Annotated in this window: 15 protein-coding genes and 1 pseudogene; 6 read left to right on the forward strand and 10 right to left on the reverse strand. The window is 46.4% G+C overall.

Translation table 11 applies throughout. From position 1 onward, the window contains the following. Window positions 1-147 precede the first annotated feature (147 nt). Entirely contained in the window at window positions 148-405 is a 258-nt protein-coding gene (locus tag QUB14_RS14540; RefSeq protein ID WP_050813024.1) for a DUF2811 domain-containing protein, read from the forward strand. 309 nt (window positions 406-714) lie between these two features. On the opposite strand, the gene groL is transcribed toward QUB14_RS14540, so the two are convergent. Then, the gene (gene groL, locus QUB14_RS14545; protein WP_333217658.1) at window positions 715-2,409 is read right to left on the reverse strand and encodes a chaperonin GroEL; all 1,695 of its coding nucleotides are present in this window, start codon (window positions 2,407-2,409) and stop codon (window positions 715-717) included. A gap of 546 nt (window positions 2,410-2,955) precedes the next feature. On the opposite strand from groL, the gene QUB14_RS14550 reads away from it, so the two are divergent. Continuing rightward, window positions 2,956-4,704 (forward strand): ABC transporter ATP-binding protein, encoded by a 1,749-nt coding sequence (locus QUB14_RS14550; RefSeq protein ID WP_333217659.1) that lies wholly within the window; start codon window positions 2,956-2,958, stop codon window positions 4,702-4,704. A gap of 261 nt (window positions 4,705-4,965) precedes the next feature. On the opposite strand, the gene QUB14_RS14555 is transcribed toward QUB14_RS14550, so the two are convergent. Further along, complete coding sequence (locus QUB14_RS14555) at window positions 4,966-6,081, reverse strand: fatty acid desaturase (RefSeq protein ID WP_333217660.1); 1,116 nt, start codon at window positions 6,079-6,081, stop codon at window positions 4,966-4,968. Window positions 6,082-6,678: 597 nt separating this feature from the next. Beyond that, the gene (locus QUB14_RS14560) at window positions 6,679-6,861 is read right to left on the reverse strand and encodes a hypothetical protein (protein ID WP_190663429.1); all 183 of its coding nucleotides are present in this window, start codon (window positions 6,859-6,861) and stop codon (window positions 6,679-6,681) included. Window positions 6,862-6,973: 112 nt separating this feature from the next. On the opposite strand from QUB14_RS14560, the gene QUB14_RS14565 reads away from it, so the two are divergent. Next, a complete protein-coding gene (locus tag QUB14_RS14565) occupies window positions 6,974-7,177 on the forward strand; it encodes a hypothetical protein (RefSeq protein WP_333217661.1) in 204 nt (67 codons plus the stop codon). A 101-nt stretch (window positions 7,178-7,278) separates the two neighbouring features. Then, window positions 7,279-7,746, forward strand: a complete 468-nt coding sequence (locus tag QUB14_RS14570) for a hypothetical protein (RefSeq protein WP_190734193.1) — start codon at window positions 7,279-7,281, stop codon at window positions 7,744-7,746. 74 nt (window positions 7,747-7,820) lie between these two features. Here QUB14_RS14570 and thiO read toward each other — a convergent pair whose 3' ends face one another. Both thiO and QUB14_RS14580 read right to left on the reverse strand, forming a co-directional pair. Further along, window positions 7,821-8,918: a glycine oxidase ThiO gene (gene thiO / locus QUB14_RS14575; protein WP_333217662.1), complete on the reverse strand. Its 1,098-nt coding sequence runs from the start codon at window positions 8,916-8,918 to the stop codon at window positions 7,821-7,823. Window positions 8,919-9,069: 151 nt separating this feature from the next. Further along, window positions 9,070-9,408: a 2Fe-2S iron-sulfur cluster-binding protein gene (locus QUB14_RS14580; protein ID WP_333217663.1), complete on the reverse strand. Its 339-nt coding sequence runs from the start codon at window positions 9,406-9,408 to the stop codon at window positions 9,070-9,072. A gap of 117 nt (window positions 9,409-9,525) precedes the next feature. On the opposite strand from QUB14_RS14580, the gene cimA reads away from it, so the two are divergent. Next, window positions 9,526-11,139: a citramalate synthase gene (gene cimA, locus QUB14_RS14585; RefSeq protein WP_333217664.1), complete on the forward strand. Its 1,614-nt coding sequence runs from the start codon at window positions 9,526-9,528 to the stop codon at window positions 11,137-11,139. 351 nt (window positions 11,140-11,490) lie between these two features. Here the strand turns inward: cimA and QUB14_RS14590 are convergent. The 3 genes and pseudogenes from QUB14_RS14590 to QUB14_RS14600 all read right to left on the reverse strand — a co-directional run. After that, window positions 11,491-11,736: pseudogene (locus QUB14_RS14590) on the reverse strand (IS1/IS1595 family N-terminal zinc-binding domain-containing protein); the annotation flags it as partial. Window positions 11,737-11,933: 197 nt separating this feature from the next. After that, window positions 11,934-12,902: an SPFH domain-containing protein gene (locus QUB14_RS14595; protein ID WP_006634417.1), complete on the reverse strand. Its 969-nt coding sequence runs from the start codon at window positions 12,900-12,902 to the stop codon at window positions 11,934-11,936. A gap of 109 nt (window positions 12,903-13,011) precedes the next feature. Continuing rightward, the gene (locus QUB14_RS14600; RefSeq protein WP_333217665.1) at window positions 13,012-13,443 is read right to left on the reverse strand and encodes an NfeD family protein; all 432 of its coding nucleotides are present in this window, start codon (window positions 13,441-13,443) and stop codon (window positions 13,012-13,014) included. Window positions 13,444-13,777: 334 nt separating this feature from the next. Between QUB14_RS14600 and QUB14_RS14605 the strand changes: the two genes are divergently transcribed. Further along, window positions 13,778-15,961 (forward strand): protein phosphatase 2C domain-containing protein, encoded by a 2,184-nt coding sequence (locus QUB14_RS14605; RefSeq protein ID WP_333217666.1) that lies wholly within the window; start codon window positions 13,778-13,780, stop codon window positions 15,959-15,961. A 25-nt stretch (window positions 15,962-15,986) separates the two neighbouring features. Here QUB14_RS14605 and QUB14_RS14610 read toward each other — a convergent pair whose 3' ends face one another. Beyond that, a complete protein-coding gene (locus QUB14_RS14610) occupies window positions 15,987-17,075 on the reverse strand; it encodes an ABC transporter ATP-binding protein (protein WP_333217667.1) in 1,089 nt (362 codons plus the stop codon). Between the two features lie 218 nt (window positions 17,076-17,293). Continuing rightward, window positions 17,294-18,355, reverse strand: a complete 1,062-nt coding sequence (locus QUB14_RS14615) for a spermidine/putrescine ABC transporter substrate-binding protein (protein ID WP_333217668.1) — start codon at window positions 18,353-18,355, stop codon at window positions 17,294-17,296. Window positions 18,356-18,404 lie beyond the last annotated feature (49 nt).

The raw sequence follows: 18,404 nt of genomic DNA on the forward strand, positions 1-18,404 counted from the left end.
TCGCAACATTGACAAACCCACCCCCTCATAGCGCACAATGATGCGACCGACCTAAAAAAAAGCGCTCTGATTTCGGCTGTGCCTGCACCTGTATCCGGCCGAAGGGGGGGTTCTGTTTTCAATTTATTAGCGAGACTAAAAAAAATGATGAACCCAACAGTCAGTATTTTTGCTGAAATTCCCGAAACGCTGCACGATTCTCTCAAAACTTACCTGGAAACCCATCCCGAATGGGATCTAGACCGAGTATTTTGCGCGGCCCTGTCGCTGTTTTTGTTGCAGAATGCCGATAGCGGTACGCCTGAAGCTTCGCGCAGTTATCGCCAAGCTGCGAGAGTTTATCTCGAAACTCTGTTTCAATCTCCTCAAGACTTGCACAGCAACAATGTAACTCCCTCGTCTTAAAGGATAAGGGCAGAGGGGGAGACGCGGTTTCTGGGAAGGATTTTAGTTGACCGAGAGGGCGCGCACTGCATAGGTGTCAACTTAAGCTTAAAATCCCTGAGAACTATCGCTTCTAGCTTAATGCCGAGCCCCATTGCATCTCCCTTAAGAAGGGGACTTGGATAGCTTCTCCCCCCGGACTATCAGGGGACGCCGGGGGGAGAAGCTGCCTTAATCGTCAAACAGTAGACGGGTAGTACATAAGACGCGCTTGTTTGCACCCATAGTGCTTATGGCGCACTCTACAGACTACAAACTAATGGCTGAAGACTACATCATGCCCATGCCGCCCATGCCGCCCATGCCGCCCATGCCGCCCATGCCGCCCATGCCGCCCATGCCGCCCATGCCACCCATGTCGCCCATGTCGCCGCCGCCGGCTTTTTTCTTCTCGGGTTTTTCGACAATCACAGCTTCCGTGGTCAGCACCATACCAGCGATGGAACCGGCATTTTGCAAAGCCGATCGCACCACCTTAGCCGGGTCAATAATCCCGGCGGCAATCATATCTTCGTACACGTCGGTGAGTGCGTTGTAGCCAATGTTGAACTCGCTCGCCCGCACTCGCTCGATGACGATCGAACCTTCAACACCGGCATTATCAGCGATTTGACGCAATGGTGCTTCCAAAGCTTTCTTCACCAAGTCAGCGCCTACTTGTTCTTCGGCGTCTAAAGTATCTCTGATCGCATCTATTTTTGTAATCAGGTGAATTAAGGTCGTGCCACCTCCGGCAACGATACCTTCTTCCACAGCAGCTTTAGTAGCGTTCAAAGCGTCTTCAATACGCAGTTTACGGTCTTTGAGCTCGGTTTCGGTAGCTGCGCCGACTTTAATTACAGCGATGCCGCCGGCGAGTTTGGCGATGCGTTCGGTTAGCTTTTCCTTGTCGTAGTCGGAATCCGTCGCTTCTAGCTGCTTGCGGATTTGCTCGATCCGTTTTAGCACGTCAGCTTTGTGTTCTTCGCCAGCAACAATGATCGTGTTTTCTTTGTCGATGGTAATTTTGCGGGCGGTACCGAGCATTTCTAGGGTTGCGGTATCGATGCTGAGTCCGACTTCTTCAGAAATCAGTTGACCGCCGGTGAGCACGGCGATATCTTGAAGCATAGCTTTGCGCCGCTCCCCAAAACCAGGAGATTTCGTTGCTGCGATGTTCAATACGCCGCGGGCTTTGTTGACTACCAGAGTTGCCAAAGCTTCGCCTTCAATATCTTCGGCGATAATTAGCAGCGGTTGACCTGTGCGGGCGATTTTTTCGAGAACTGGAATTAGTTCTTGAATCGAGCTAATTTTTTTGTCGGTAATCAGGAGGCGAGCGTTTTCGTACTCAACTTCCATGCGGTCGGTGTTAGTGACGAAATACGGAGAAAGATATCCGCGATCGTACTGCATCCCTTCGACAACTTCCAATTCTGTTGTCAGAGATTTCGACTCTTCTACAGTAATTACGCCGTCTTTGGTGACTTTTTCCATTGCTTGGGCAATCATGGCGCCGACTTCTTCGTCGTTACCGGCGGAGACAGTAGCGACTTGAGCAATTGCAGCCCCTTCGACGGGTTTCGCCAATTTCTCGATTTCCAGCACCAAGTGGGCGATCGTTTTTTCAATACCCCGGCGCAGCGCGACTGGGTTCGCGCCCGCGGCTACATTCTTCAAACCTTCGCGAATCAGGGATTGAGCTAGAACCGTTGCGGTTGTTGTGCCGTCGCCTGCGATATCTTTAGTTTTGGAGGCGACTTCTTGAATTAAGCGAGCGCCGGCATTTTCCAGGGGGTCTTCGAGTTCGATCTCCCTAGCAACGGTGATACCGTCGTTAACGATTTGGGGAGCGCCGTATTTCTTTTCCAATAGGACGTTCCGGCCTTTCGGGCCCAAGGTGATGCGGACAGCATCGGCGAGTTGATTGACGCCGCGTTCTAGTGCCCGCCGAGATTTGTCGCTAAATGCAACTATTTTGGTCATGTTTGTCTCCAATCGCTTACATTAGCAAATTTAGCACTCTCTGAGGCTGAGTGCTAAGTCGATCGATTTTTGATTGTAGCGCGACTCAACGCTGGGGGGGATTGCGGGGGCGGATCGGAGATTTGGGCGAGCTCGTTCCGGGTGGCTAAGGACAGGGCATTGCCGTGTCCCCACAGATCTCGTGTTCCCACAGATATAATGTGGTTTGTTACATATCGATATAATCAGGTTTTAGTTAATATCAAAACCTAATTTTGATGGCACGTTATCCCAAAGCAGAATTTTTATTAAAATTTTCTTAACTTGTGTTTTCGGTCATCTACCTTTCGATAGAGCTTCTCTTCTTTTTTCAAACTTCTACCTTCTATAGCAACCGCCAAGACTATTAGGACGTTCTTAATTGCTGAAACATGAGCTGAAGATTGCGCCTTCCTTCTTCCTTCTTCCTGACATCCGTTACATCCGTTACATCCGTTACATCCGTTACAAAATCCGTTGCCGAACCTTCTTCCTTTCCTCAATCAATCTCAAATTACGCACTAACAAATGGCTCGTTATTCTCGACTGCAAAAACTCGGCTCTTATATGCGCCCGCACTGGAAGCCAACATTCTGGGGCATTTTTTCGCTGTTAATTGTCAATGCTGTGGGCGTTTACATTCCCCTGCTGATTCGGAATGCAGTTGACACTCTCCAAGTTGCGACTAAATTTGACGAAGTTTTCAACTTCGTGGCACTAATTCTGATCCTCGCCTCAATTATGTGGGTAATTCGGATGATGTCGCGGATTCTGCTGTTTGGCGTGGGGCGTCAAGTAGAATTTGACCTCAAACAGCAAATTTTTAACCATTTATTAACATTAGAACCGTCTTATTTTGCCGCCAATACGGTAGGGGATTTAATTAACCGCGCTACTTCCGATTTGGACAATATTCGGCGCTTGGTGGGGTTTGCGGTACTCAGTTTGGCGAATACAGCTTTTGCTTATGCTTTGACTTTGCCGGTGATGCTGGGGATTAATGTACGGCTGACGCTGTTGGCGATCGCCGTTTATCCTTTAATGTTAGTTTTGGTGCAGTTATTCAGCGACAAACTTCGCATCCAACAGTTAGCCGTGCAAGAGGAATTGTCGGCGATGAGCGATTTGATTCAGGAGGATATGAGCGGGATGTCCGTAATTAAAATATACGCTCAAGAAGAAAACGAACGCCGAGCTTTTCGCAATTCCAACGCACAGTTGCTATCAGCAAATTTGGAATTAGCAAAAACTAGAAACTTTATTTTTCCGCTGCTGGGCGGTTTGGCAAGTATCAGTTTGTTGGTGCTGCTATCTGCTGGTGGCGGGGCAATTGCTAATGGTCAAATTAGCATTGGCGATTTTGTGGCGTTGCTGATTTATGTCGAGCGTTTGGTGTTTCCGACGGCCCTGTTGGGTTTCACCATTACTGCTTACCAGCGGGGAGAAGTGAGTGTCGATCGCATCGAATCAATTCTGACTGTGGAACCGCAAATTAAGGATGCTGCCGATGCAGGTGAACTGCCAACTCCAGTCAAAGGCGAAGTTGTGGCCCGCCATCTAAATTATACTTATCCCGGTGCTAAGACACCCGCGCTTAAAGATGTTGATTTTACCATAAAACCGGGAGAAACTGTCGCAATTGTCGGGGCGATCGGCTCGGGAAAATCAACTTTAGCTAATGCGCTGCCCAGACTGCTGGACATCGCTCCGGGTCAGTTATTTTTAGACGGACAGGATATTACCGAGGTAAAATTGACCCAATTGCGCGGGGCGATCGCCTACGTTCCGCAAGAAAGCTTTCTGTTCGGCACTACCATCAAGAATAACATCCGCTACGGAAACCCTTTAGCGGAACAGCCGGAGATTGAAGCCGCGGCAAAACAAGCGCAAATTCACGCCGAAATCCTCAACTTTCCGCAGCAGTACAAAACAGTGGTCGGCGAGCGCGGCATTACTTTATCCGGCGGACAGCGGCAGCGGACGGCACTTGCTCGCGCTTTGTTAGTTGACGCTCCGGTGTTAATTTTGGATGACGCTCTTTCCAGCGTTGACAATCAAACTGCTACCGACATTTTGCGAAACTTGGCAACGGGAACCGATCGCAAAACGGTAATTTTTATCTCGCATCAAATGTCAGCGGCGGCTAGTGCCGATCGCATTTTTGTGATGGAGAGAGGAGAAATAGTTCAGAGTGGCACTCACATTGAATTGGTAGGGCAAAAAGGGCTTTATCAGTATTTGTGGAACCAGCAAAAATTAGAGGAATTGCTGCATTGAAAAGTGACCGATACTTTGAGTTATCTAGAGTTAGACCCTAGATAAATAGGTAGGTGCAAATAAACTGGTGACGAGAAGGGCGGGGTTTGTCAGAATAAACTGGCTGCTAGTATAGCTCGCGGTTAAACCAGCCCTATCCATCTAATGTTTATTTGTAACCACCTACTTAACCAGGAAAGTTAGGGTTGAAACTTATTCCACTAACTTTCTAATCATAGGATTTTGGTGCTAAAAAAGCCACCAAATTTATTGCAACCGATTTTAATTAGCTACTTTACTGAAGGGGATTTCTTGTTGTTGTTGCCATAATTTAATCGATTGCAGACTATCTGAAGCAGCATCCCAAAGAATGAATTGGAAGCAGTCAGGAATATCGCGAATTGTCAGTGATTTTGAATTAGCAAGCAAGTGAATATTAGCATTGTGACAAGCCTGAAGATTATAGTTAGGTATTCGCTCAGAGAGATGATGAATATTGTGGTAAGCAATATCAGCCGAAAACCAATTAAGAAGATTTGGTAATTTTAGGTAACTACTGCCTTCAATTGCGCCAAGAAGATAGTCCCAACCCTCGGCTTTATGAGCGTAGGAACCGTCAAAATTATGCTGAACAAAGAAAATACAGATAAATATCGCTGCTGAACAGGTCATGACAATTGAGTAAACACTCCAGAAAAAGCCAAAACCAAGTAAGTTGCTCAGATAAATCCAGCTACCAACAACACAAATATTGTTGAACAGTAAATCCCAAAATTCAGCCCTCGTATACCAATGTTTGGATTTATAAGAAGCAATGATGGCGGATAAACCCATGCCTAAATCTTGATTTAGACAAGCAAAAATATGTCGGATAAAACCAGTAATTCCCAAGATTAGCGCGAGTCTTGGCTTAATAATTAGATAGAAAAAACCACCGGGAAACAGCATCAATGGGTGTCTGAGTAACTGATACATCTTTTGACTAAAGGGACTTAGCGCTGCAAATTTTTCGGTGGAGATCAACGCCGAAGGGCCTCGGTACATATCCCAATTACCATTATGTTTGTGGTGATAAGCGTGTCCCCTCGACCAGGGGTACTGAGGAATGGCATTGATAATACCTAGCAGAAAACCCATAAGGCGATTGACTTTTTTGGAACTAAAAAGAGAATAGTGTCCGCAATCGTGCATCAAAGAGAAAGAACGTCCTGAAAAAAGTGTCATCAACACCATTATCGGCGGGAGCAGGAATACAGAAATGGCAGCAGCTTTAAAGGCTAAAAACCATAAGAATGTATAAGGAACCACTGTATTGAGTATTTGCCAACTAGCTTTCAAGTTATTGCTCTTCATATAAGGAGCTAGCACAAAATCCGACTTTTTGATCGCGGTTTTCATTCAGTATATCTATGGTGTGTGGAGAATTGCTTAGCTTACCATCTGGATAAGCTGGCTATTTTTGGCAGGGTTTTATTGCAGGTAAGTGGGTGAATGGCGGTTGAAAATTGACCCATACTTTACAAAAATGCTGATAATATTTAGTTCATTAGCTCCTCTTTTTTGTGGTTTCGCCAAGCTGAAGCTTATCCCCGATTTGACGTACTTAATCATAACAAAATGCGGTACTAATTGCTAATCATGGTCACAAATTGATTTCTATTTGATCCTTACCGGTTAGGAGAAGAATAATTTATTTGGTGAAATTTTAGCTCGCCATGATTTCAAGCAAATGTGAGATAGGGGATGGCTCTATTAACCGTCGTTGCAAATGACCATCTTTGCTAGACAATTAATTCAGTTAGGAATGGTAAGTGATGGAGAACCGTATCAACCTGCCACTTCAAAGGTGGATTGATAGGCAGATTTACATGACAAATCACCAGGCATCAACCAGGCATGAAAAATCCATTTCAAGCAGTGTATCTAATGGTCAGCATATTTTGGTGAATGAACAGATTCTGTCAATACCCAAAGCTACCTTGCCGCTTGTTATTTTCAACTCGCATTGGTTTCTTGCTGCCGCACTGTAGCAGACTTTACCATATTTTTCAGCGCGGGAACAGTCTGCAATAAAGCATCTGTCTCTAATTTCCCAGTAAAAAATGCTTTCAGGGCTTTCTTTATTTCCCGGTTGTTACCAATCCGAGGATATTCCCATGTCTCAGCGAGAATCGTCATAACTCAACGTTGTTTGCAGAAAAAACTGTGAAGCCTGTCAGCCGCCGAACAAATCGCTGCACCGGAAGGCATTAATATGATTGTTGGTTGCACGATCGACCTTCGATGATGTATGCCGCTATTTTTGCTTGCATCGTCTGTGGCACACTTTACCGTTGCCGGCTCTACCCCCAACTCGATCGCACGCTCAAAAGTTGGGCTACTGGCGAAAACTTTTTATTGGCGGGCTATAGGGGCGATCGACAAACGGCTAATCTCGGAAACCAAAGCTGACACAACATCCAGAACCGCAGAGGATTTTGGCTCAATTACTTGAAAATAGAATTTGAGGAGCGATCGCAATTGCCTGCGTTTTGTGTGCTCGGAGATAGCTCGGATTTGCTACAATCTAATCGCACACGCGACTAGAAATGGGTTATGACCGAACTATTAGATGAGACGCTTTCTATTGAAATGGCGGCTCGCATCAAAAGCAACCGTAAAAACTGCTTTGACAACGCCTGTAAAGCAGCGTTAGCCACCGAGGGCGCGATTTATGTTCAAGGCTTTTTAGCCGTGCCGGGAGTGCCATATAAACCCATCGAATATAGCTGGATTGAACTCGACGAGCGAATTGTTGACCCAACCTTTCCCCATCTCGGTTTCATCGCTCAAGACATTCATTACTTCCCAGTCCAGCGCTTCAGCGTCAAGAAACTCAAAGCAATTCTAGAAGAATCAAAAGAAGATTATCCTGAAGACGACCCGCTGCCGATTTATGGCAATCAACCTTATGAATATTACGGCGATTTGATGTTAGGCGGTAGCGATTACCAAAATGCTTACGATTTGGCGGCCGCTAAATGCAGGGAATTAAACCAACCCAAAAAACAGGATGCGAACTAATTCAAGACTTACCAAAAAATGGTTGGATGCGCCTATTATAGCAGTAAGGTACGCTGCACCCTACGTATAGAGGTTCAAGTAAGTGCTGAAGCTCCAAACCTCGAATAATGAAAAGCAGCCAATAACGGATCAGAGTTCTGATTCCCAATCAAATCAGCCAACAATTTAGCCGTCACCGGAGCCAACAAAATGCCGTTGCGGTAATGCCCCGTCGCCCATGTCAAATTCTCCCAAGCACTAGCACCCAAAATCGGCAATTCATCAGGAGTAGCTGGCCGAAATCCCCACCAAAACTCAAGAATTGGATAGTTTTGTAATTCGGGATATAACTTAACCGCTCCTGCTAGCAAACTTTCGATTCCCGCCGGCGTATTTCCCGGCGTGAAATCGACATTTTCGCTAGTTGCACCAATAATAATTCTGCCATCTTGACGTGGCACAATATAAATGCCAGTCCCGAATAGAACGGTTTGCAAGGGCTGGATAACTCCACAATCTTCTGGTACACATACTGACAGCATTTGTCCCTTTCTTGGAAAAACAGGAATATCCAATAATTTCTCAGACCAAGGACCCGCAGCCAAAACATAACGGTCAGCTTGTAATTTTCCTGCCGTTGTTTCCACTCCAAAAACTCTGTTTTTTTGCCGAATAATTTCCTCTGCATGGCCTTGAATAATATCAATTTTTAATTCTTTGCTTGCAAATTGAAGTGTCCGAAATAAAGCGCGGTTGTCTACTTGAGCGTCGTCAGGATACCACCAACCGCCAATTACTTCTTGACCTAATCCAAACTGGTGCTGGTGAACAGTATCTCTGTCCAACCATTGATAATTAAGGTCTGACAAAAGTGGCTTTTCTGGAGGCTCATTTTGACAAACTGGTGCGAGAATTCCCGATCGCCAATACCCCGTTTTCAATCCGGTAATATTCTCTAGCTGTTCCACCCAGGCGGGATACAGTGCGCGGCTTTGCAAGCACAAATCCAGCATCGGACTGGGGGGAATTCGTTCGGCTTGCGGGGCAAGCATTCCAGCAGCAGCCCGGGCCGTCGGTTGTTTAGAATCGGCGGTAAGAACTGCGACAGATGCCCCTCGCAATTTCAGTTCTACTGCTAGCGAAAGGCCAATTATTCCGCCGCCAATAATCAGAATATCTTTAGATGAATTCATTAACTTTTATATGGACTTTCTGGCTTTTTTGACCTCTCGGGTTTCTTTATGGTAAGGTGCCCCGTCTGCACCTTACAGTTAGAATTCTTGCACAAGTCTTACAGATTATCTGGCAAGGCGATCGTCCTATCTGCCTTCCTTAACAAAAAATCTATGCTTGGGGTTTCCAGACAGTTTCAGAACCTTGACCCCAGAAACCGTCATATTTTGTCACCTTAATATCGCCTAAAACCTTGGTGTGGCAGGATAAACGGCGGTTTGAGGCGGGAGAATGGGGAGGAACCGAAAGTCGGGCTTTTTCGCGCCACTGGGACTCAGAAACTTCGCCCTCGACGGTGACGGCGCAGGTGCCGCAAGTGCCGAGGCCGTGGCAGTTGATGACTTTGGCGTTGCCGTTGTAGAGATCGATGCCGTTTTTGAGCAAAACTTCACGGAGATTCGCTCCGCGATCGCACTCAAATGTTTTTCCTTGCGCTTGTACCTTGACCACAGCAATTTACCCCAGTTAGATTTATGTTAATTTTCCTATATATTATCGCATTAAATTCAAATAAATTCATCTAATATGGTAAGTGATATATTACCAATTTCTCGATCGCAATTTCCCATGACAAATCGGCTCTGGATCTACGATACCACGCTGCGAGACGGTGCTCAGTGTGAGGGACTCTCCTTATCTCTCGAAGACAAACTGCGAATTGCTCGGCAGTTAGACAGTTTAGGAATTCCCTTTATTGAAGGCGGCTGGCCGGGGGCGAATCCTAAAGACGTACAATTTTTTTGGCGTCTCAAAGAACAGCCCCTAACTCAAGCAGAAGTGGTAGCTTTTTGTTCGACTAGGCGGCCGGGAACTACAGCAGCTAATGATGAAATGTTGCAGGCTATTTTGTCCGCCGGTACTCGCTGGGTGACGCTGTTTGGCAAGTCGTGGGATTTGCACGTTATTGAAAGTTTGAAGACGACGCTAGAAGAAAATCTGGCGATGATTCGAGATACAATTCAATATTTGCGGAGTCAGGGAAGGCGCGTTATTTACGATGCCGAACACTGGTTTGACGGCTACAAGCACAATCGAGATTATGCTATTAAAACTTTAGAAGCGGCGGCGGATGCCGGTGCAGAATGGCTGGTGCTTTGCGATACTAACGGGGGTACTTTACCTCACGAAGTCAGTCACGTTGTTCGCGATGTTTTAGCAGCTTTAGGAACCAATCGCGAAGTACCTGTGCAGTTAGGAATTCATACTCACAACGACTCGGGAGTTGCAGTTGCTAATGCTTTGGCTGCGGTGCAGGAAGGGGTGACGATGGTACAGGGAACTATTAACGGTTACGGCGAACGCTGCGGCAATGCCGATTTATGTTCCTTAATTCCTAATTTTCAGCTAAAGTTGGGTCATAATTGCATTCAAGACGAGCAATTAGTTAAATTAACTCAAGTAAGTCGATCGATCAGCGAAATTGTCAATCTTGCTCCCGATGATCATGCTCCTTTTGTGGGTCTTTCGGCTTTTGCTCACAAGGGGGGAATCCACGTATCGGCTGTGGAGAAAAATCCGTTAACTTACGAACATTTGGAACCGGAAAAAATTGGCAACAGGCGGCGAATTGTGATTTCGGATCAAGCGGGTTTGAGCAATGTTTTGGCGAAGGCGCGCACTTTTGGAATGGATCTCGATCGCAAAAATCCTACTTGTCGCCAAATTCTAGAAAAATTGAAAGATTTGGAAAGTCAGGGATATCAATTTGAGGGTGCTGAGGCGTCTTTTGAATTGTTAATGCGGGAAGCCTTGGAACAACGGCCACCGTGGTTTGAAATTAAGGGATTTCAAGTCCACTGCGATAAGGTTGGCGAAGATTGTACGGCTTTGGCCACTGTCAAATTGTCAGTAAACGGTACAAATATTTTGGAAGCTGCCGAAGGAAACGGCCCGGTGTCGGCTTTGGATGCGGCTTTGCGGAAAGCTTTGGTGAATTTTTATCCGGCGATCGCCCATTTTTACCTGACAGATTACAAGGTGCGGATTCTGGACTCCGGTGCGGGAACTTCTGCTAAAACTCGCGTGTTGGTTGAGTTTAGCAACGGTCAAGACCGCTGGACGACTGTGGGGGTTTCTGGTAATATTTTGGATGCTTCTTATCAAGCGGTTGTTGAAGGTTTGGAGTATGGTTTGGTGTTGGGAGATAGGGAGGCGATCGCTTTAACTGTGTCGAGTTATTAGGTTGACGGCGAAGAGAAGTTGCCTGAATATCGATTTTTAAATAGATACCAGGCGATTTCAAGATAGAGTTAGCCAATTTTAAAAGGGTGAAACCTGAGATTTTGCATCATTCTCAATAAGGCTTTTATGGGCTGGCTATAAGATCCCACCCACAAGAAATTCATTCTTTGTGGAACAGGCCCGAAAGCTTGTTAAAGGAGAATGGTACTCGGGGCGTGAGTTGGGAGCATCTCAATGAAAGCAGCCAAGCTAAAAATTGGAGTTTTGAGGCTCTCTGGCTGCGGGGAAAGAGGAAGAAGGAATGAGCCAGAAGAAGTGTTTTTACAAATATGAGATCCTCCCCGTGAGTTATCCTAGTTGTTTAACCCAATTCATAATTGTCGTATGATGTACACCTTTGACTCTTTGAATCTCCCTAAAACCCATGCCATTAACATACATTTGTAGGCATTCGTCTTTCACTTCTTGAGCATAACCTCTGTGCGGTTGATAGCAGTCTAGAAATTGTCTACCACAGGTAACACACAGATAGTTCTGCTTGCCTTTTTTTCGCCCATTTTTATTGATATGAGTTGACTTACATTCAGGACATTTCATAGAAGATGACTTGTGTTAAATTGTTTTTTGGGAATTGCTATCCCAATCAATTATATTTTAATTCAGCAACGCCGATTATTTAATAATTTGGTGCGTGACGACACAATTGTTTTTGCTATTCATGCTAACTCTGTATGAGGAGTTTCATCCCTCATACAGAGTTATCAGTCTCTTTCAATTGCCCATTCTAGCTAAGATTACTTTTTCACCTCATTATTATTACCTTCCCCAACGATCGATCGCATTCCTTCGAGCGTCGCGGGAATGCTGCGCGGGTCCATAAACATCACCTTGCTGCTGTCGCTGGTGCCAATTTTTAGACCCATATCCAGATAGTTTTGAGCTAACAAAAATTGTAAAGCTTCCCGAGCATTGGGGTCATTTTGCAGAGTTTTGCCGATAATTTGCAAGGCCTCAGAAGTAGCTTGAGCTTTCAAAACCTGACTTTGGCGTTCTGCTTGAGCTTTCAGGACGATCGCCTTTTGTTGAGCTTCCGCCTCCAAAATAGTCGCTTTTTGGCGCGCTTCTGCATCGAGAACTTGCGCTTCAGCTTTACCTTTGGCGCTGTTAACTGCCGACTCCCGTTCGCCCTCGGAGGTCAGAATTGCCGCCCGCTTGCGTCGATCGGCTGCCATCTGCAATTCCATCGATTCCTGTACAGTTTTAGAAGGGATAATATCGCGCAATTCTACCCGCGTTACTTTCACTCCCCAAGGATCGGTAACAATATCTAAATCTCTGAGCAATATTTCATTAATTTGAGAACGAGCAGTAAAGGTTTGTTCGAGATCCAGTTGACCCATTTCGGCGCGAATTTGAGTCAGCACCATATTTACCATTGCTGACTGGAGATTTTCTACTTTGTAACAAGCTTTTTCCAAGTCTACAATGCGCCAGTAAACCACAGCATCAACCGTGAAGGAAACGTTATCCCGGGTGATACAAGCTTGCGGAGGAATATCTAAGACTTTTTCCCGAATTGTTTGCTCGTACACGACGCGATCGAAAAACGGCGTGACAAAATTCAAACCGGGTTCCAGTTTCTTGCCGCTGTATTTACCTAAAGTTTCCACCAGCGCTTCATTTCCCTGATTGATAATCTTGACTGAACCTGCGAGGGCTGATCCGCCGAGTGCTAAAAATACAAGTAAAAAAAATTGTTCCACGGTCGCCTCCTATAAATATAGAGTGTTGACTGTTGAGTGTTGACTGTTAAATGTTGACTAATGACTGATGACTAACTACTAATTGGCTGTGATTAATTACGCATTTTGTTTAAGAATGCAAGAGATTTTCTGGCAAAACTATCAGAGTAGTGCCTTTTCGTCCCACGACAATTACGTTTTGGTTGGGGGGGATAGTGGCCTTCGTGTCTTCGCAGCGAGCTTGCCAAGAATTCCCCTCATAAATCACTCGGCCGGCTTCTCCGGCGGGAATTTCTGTTAAAGTTTTTGCTTCCTGAGAATCTGCGATCGCCCTTGCCGTGCCTTTTGGTATCAACCGCCGAGACAGCAGCACAAAAACTGTCGAAAGTACCATCCAGAGGAATATTTGTAAATTAACGTAAGGTAGAACTAGAGAACATCCCGCTACAGCGAAGGCGCTCAGTCCCATCAGAAAAGCGACAAAAGCAGTCGGGAGAAATAGCTCTGCCAAACACAGCAAAGACCCAGCTAGCAGCCAAAGGAGCGTCGGAGTCCAGATCATAAAAAGAATAGGTGATACTATTTAGATCTTAGATTGGAAATTTAAGATTTAAGAAATGCCAACAACTGACTCTGCAAGGGTTTGCCACTTGCAAGCCCTCAGAGCGCTTTTTCGCGCCGCGGTACCAGGTTGAGGCTTCCATCGTACTCCAAGTCTGGGTTTAGTAACTTAAATTACAATTTAAGCCGGTGCAGACTGGCAGAAACTACAATTTCTACGCGCCCAAAGGCAGTTAAGAAATTGATAGGGGCTAAAATCAGTTTATTCTCAAGCTCATGAATTTGGGCTGGCGAATCATATATCTTCAGAATGTTTTTACACAAACTATTTCGATATGATCAGCAGTTTCTCCGAACCCATTTATTGCCCGAATCTTAGCTGTCCCGATCCCCGCAATACCTTTGGCCGCCAGCACTGTGCAGCGTGCGAAACGGATTTAATTTATCGCTATGTGTGGGTGGTGGGGCAAGCAGCCGAGGAAGTGCCGACGGGTAAGGTAATAGCCGATCGATACTTTGTCATTGCACCCCAAATCTGGCTCGACAGCCGTCCAGTTCTGCCTCCCAGCGTCCCGGAACAACTGCCGGATAGCATTATGCCCTACCTGCATTTGTATCCCCAACGGCTGCATACGCCGGAAGTATACGGTTTTTGTTCCCTGGGGGAAGCACCGGAAGCGGAAGAGGTGCTGTTGTTGGAAAATGTGCCCATCAATAATTTCGGTCGCCTGTATCCTTCTATTTTAGAATCTTGGTCGGGGACAAGCGCCGCGCGCCAAGTTTACTGGCTGTGGCAAATGCTCCAACTGTGGGCGCCGCTGTCGGAACAGGGAGTCGCTTCGAGTTTGCTGGTACCGGAAAATTTGCGGGTGGAAGGTTGGCGGGTACGCCTGCTGGAACTGCACCGGGGCAATTTTGTACCGACGCTGCGGGATTTGGGAGATGTGTGGTCAGGTTTGGTGGAATCAGCGCAACCCGAGGTGCAGGCGAAACTCGGAGAGATTTGTCAGTTTATGCGCCGCAGCAGCATGAATTTCGAGGCGATCGGCCTGGAACTAAACGATTTACTATTAGAACAAGCCGCTAAATTACCTCTACATTTAGAAGTAGTCGGCATGACCGATACCGGGCCGCAGCGCTCCCAAAATGAAGACAGTTGCTATCCGGTTGCTGCTGATTTTCAATTTAGCAAAACTTCAGGGAACGACAAACTAATTCCTTACTTGACAATGGTTTGCGACGGGGTTGGAGGTCACGAAGGAGGAGAAGTTGCCAGTCAATTAGCCGTGCAGTCCCTGAAAGCTTTAATCCAAAATTTGCTCGCAGAAATTGCCGAACAACAAGAGTTGATGACGCCAGCAATGGTCATCAAGCAACTCGAAGAAATAGTGAGAGTTGTGAATAATGTGATTTCCGCTCAAAATAACGAGCAGGGAAAAGAGTTGCGGCAGCGGATGGGGACGACTTTGGTGATGGCCCTCCAGTTGCCTCAAAAAGTGAAAATTTCCGAGGATTTGCCCTCGAATAACAGTCACGAACTTTATTTAGTCAATGTTGGAGACAGCCGGGCTTATTGGATTGGCAAAAATTACTGTCACCGGCTGACTGTGGACGACGACGTAGCCTCAAGGGAAGTCCAGCTAGGACACTGTTTGTACTGGGAAACTCAACTGCGAGCCGATGCAGGAGCCCTGACTCAAGCTTTGGGCACGCGGGACGCCGATTTCCTGCGCCCGACGATTCAGCGATTTATTGTCGAAGAGGAAGGCTTACTGCTGCTGTGTTCCGACGGTTTGAGCGACAACGACTGGGTAGAGCGCTCTTGGGAGAATTACGGCCCAGAGGTGCTCGAAGGCAAAATGTCTTTGGAAGCTGCGGTTCAGTCTTGGATTCGTCTCGCCAACGAGAAAAACGGTTATGACAACACCTCCGTGGTGGCGACTCACTGTCGGATGTCGCCGGAGAGATTGGTACTGTTTGATCCGGCGGTGGCGTCAGCGCCAGTGTCAGCCTCGGTGTCGCTGCCGCCGTCCCTGCCGCGATCGCTCCAGAAGTCCGGGAGGATTCCTGAATCTCAGCTTTCTGAATCGTCCAAACAGTTGTTGTACCCCGACACTTCCCCCGCCCCGGAACCCGTTCAAAAACGGCGCTCCAAGCTGCCGCTGCCCCTACTGGGGCTGTTGGGGCTGATATTAGCCGGCGGCAGTTTAGGTTTGTGGGTGCAAAGCCTCCAAAGCCCCCAGCCAGAGCCCGAACAACTTCCGCCACCGCCGGAAACTCCCGCCCCAAGTCCTTCGGAGAGTCCCTCGCCCGGGGCTGAGAGTGCCTCGCCGTCGCCCGAATCGAGCCCTGCGGAAATTCCCTCGCCCGGGGCCGAGAGTCTCTCGCCGTCGCCCGAATCGACTCCTGCGGAAATTCCGCCGCCCGAAGCGGAAACTTCTTCGCCGTCGCCCGAATCGAGTCCTTCGGAGATTCCGCCGCCCGAAGAAGCGGAACCTCCTTCGCAATCACGGGAGTAAGGGAGATTGAATTAAGCAGAATTTTTCATAGAATGCAGATACTTTCCGGCGGCACGGCAACTCGAACGCTGTCGCCGACTTTGTGTCGCTGCAAGTCATCTCTGTGCAAGTTTTGTCGGCGAAGGGCGATCGAACTTTTAGCAGTCAACCGCACCGTATAGCGCGTGTCAGTACCAATATAAATAGCCTCTTCTACTATTCCCGGCCAGGTATTTTCAGCATCATAATTCGCCGGGTAAATAGCAGCTTTTTCTGGCCGCAACACCAGGGTGACAACTTTCCCAGCGGGCATATCTTCGGCTGTCGCAACTAACACGGGTAACTGCTGGTCAACCAACACTATTATTTGACCGTTTTGCTTTTCTACTACTTGCCCGCTTAAAAAATTGCTGTCGCCAATAAAATCAGCAACAAACCGCGTTTTAGGATATTCATAAATATCAACAGGCGTCCCGACTTGTTGCAGTTTTCCTCCATCCATAACTGCAATTCGGTCCGACATCGTTAGTGCTTCTTCCTGATCGTGAGTTACATAAATAAACGTAATTCCCAATTTGCGCTGCATTTTTTTTAATTCTAATTGCATCTCTTTACGCAATTTTAAATCCAGCGCTCCTAGGGGTTCATCCAACAGCAAAACAGACGGCTGTTTGACTAATGCTCTTGCTAGCGCTACTCGCTGCTGCTGTCCCCCTGACAGTTGGCGGGGATAGCGTTTTTCTACATCGGTTAACTGTACTAATGCTAAGGCTTCAGCAACGCGATCGCGAATTGTTTTCTGAGGCAAATTCTCCATTTCCAACCCAAAAGCGGCATTTTGTGCTACTGTCATGTGCGGAAATAAAGCATAATTTTGAAATACCGTATTCACAGGGCGGTGAAATGGCGGGCGATTTTGCATCGGTTGACCGTGAATGTAAATTTCGCCCGCTGTGGGAATTTCAAAACCAGCGATCATTCGCAAAGTTGTAGTTTTGCCGCAGCCGGAAGGGCCGAGTAAAGAAAAGAATTCTCGATCGTAAATTTGCAGATTAATGTTGTCTACAGCTAAGAAATCTTGACTGCGGACACTTTTAAATACTTTGGAAACGTCTAAAACTTCAACAGCGTGCATTGTGTTAGTATGTCTGAGTGATAAAAATCTGAGTTATGGTTTGGTTAAATTGATATCTTGCCATTCTCCATTACTTGTTTAGGAACGGGCATCTTGCCCGTTCCACAAGAAAATTAAGTTTTGTGGAACGGGCATCTTGCCCGTTCTTGACGAGGGTACAACTCCAATACAAACTCAAAATAGAAGTAAACCAGCCCCGGCAAAAACCTGTTTTATATCTACTTTCCAGCCCCTGCTTTAACTTCCGTCCAAGCTCGATCGTACAATGCAGTTGCTTTCCCGACATCCTGCAATAATTTCATTTTGCCAAACACCTCAGCAGGGGGGTAAATTTGAGGGTTTTTCAAATCTTTCGGGTCGATTAAACCTTGATCGATTGCTGCTTTGTTGGGCGATCCGAAGTGGGTAAAATTAGACACTTTAGCGCCTACTTCGGGCTGCAAAATAAAGTTAATAAATTTCTCCGCTAACTCTTTCTGGGGCGCACCTTTGGGAATTGCCATGTTGTCAGAAAAAATGATTGTTCCTTCTTTGGGAATAGCGTAACGGATATTAGGATTTTCTGTCATCACTTGGAAAATATCGCCGCTCCATTCCATTGTCAAATTTACTTCTCCTTGATCTAGCATATTTTGCCCCGTGTCTGGTACAAAAGCTGCAATGATATTTTTACTTTTAATCAGCAAATCGCGGGCTTTGTTAATCTCTTCGGGATTGGTTGTATTTGGATCAAATCCTAAATACATTAAAACTCCTGCAAATGTGTATCTGGCATCATCTTGCCACGCCACTTTTCCGGTATATTTCGGGTCGAACATCGCCGCCCAAGTGTTGATATCGCCCTTGGTTGTTTTCACGTTGTAGCCAATTCCCATCGTTCCCCACTGGTAGGGCAGGGAATATTTATTCCCCGGGTCAAAAGCTTGATTGATAAACTTAGGTTCTAGGTTTTTTTGGTTGGGAATATTGTTTAAATTCAGCGGCTCAATTATATTTTCTGCGATCATGATTTTCACCATGTAATCGGCGGGAAATATTAAGTCGTAACCGGGGTTTCCCTGTTTGAGTTTGGCATATAGTGCGTCGCTGTTCTCGAAAGTGTCGTATTGAATTTTAACATTGTTCTCTTTCTCGAATTGGGCGATCGCTTCTGGGGCGATATAACTTGCATAATTGTAAATGCTGAGCACTTGCTGCTGGTTGCCACCTGTCGGGCTACAGCCGAAAGCCACCGTTGCACTCATCACAAACAAAAGTAGGAAAGTCAGCAGGCGTTTCATAGGTTGTGTTAGTTGCAGACGAAAATAATTATGACACAGAAAAGTAAAA

The sequence above is a fragment of the Microcoleus sp. B3-D2 genome (assembly GCF_036705345.1).
Lineage (GTDB): Bacteria > Cyanobacteriota > Cyanobacteriia > Cyanobacteriales > Microcoleaceae > Microcoleus.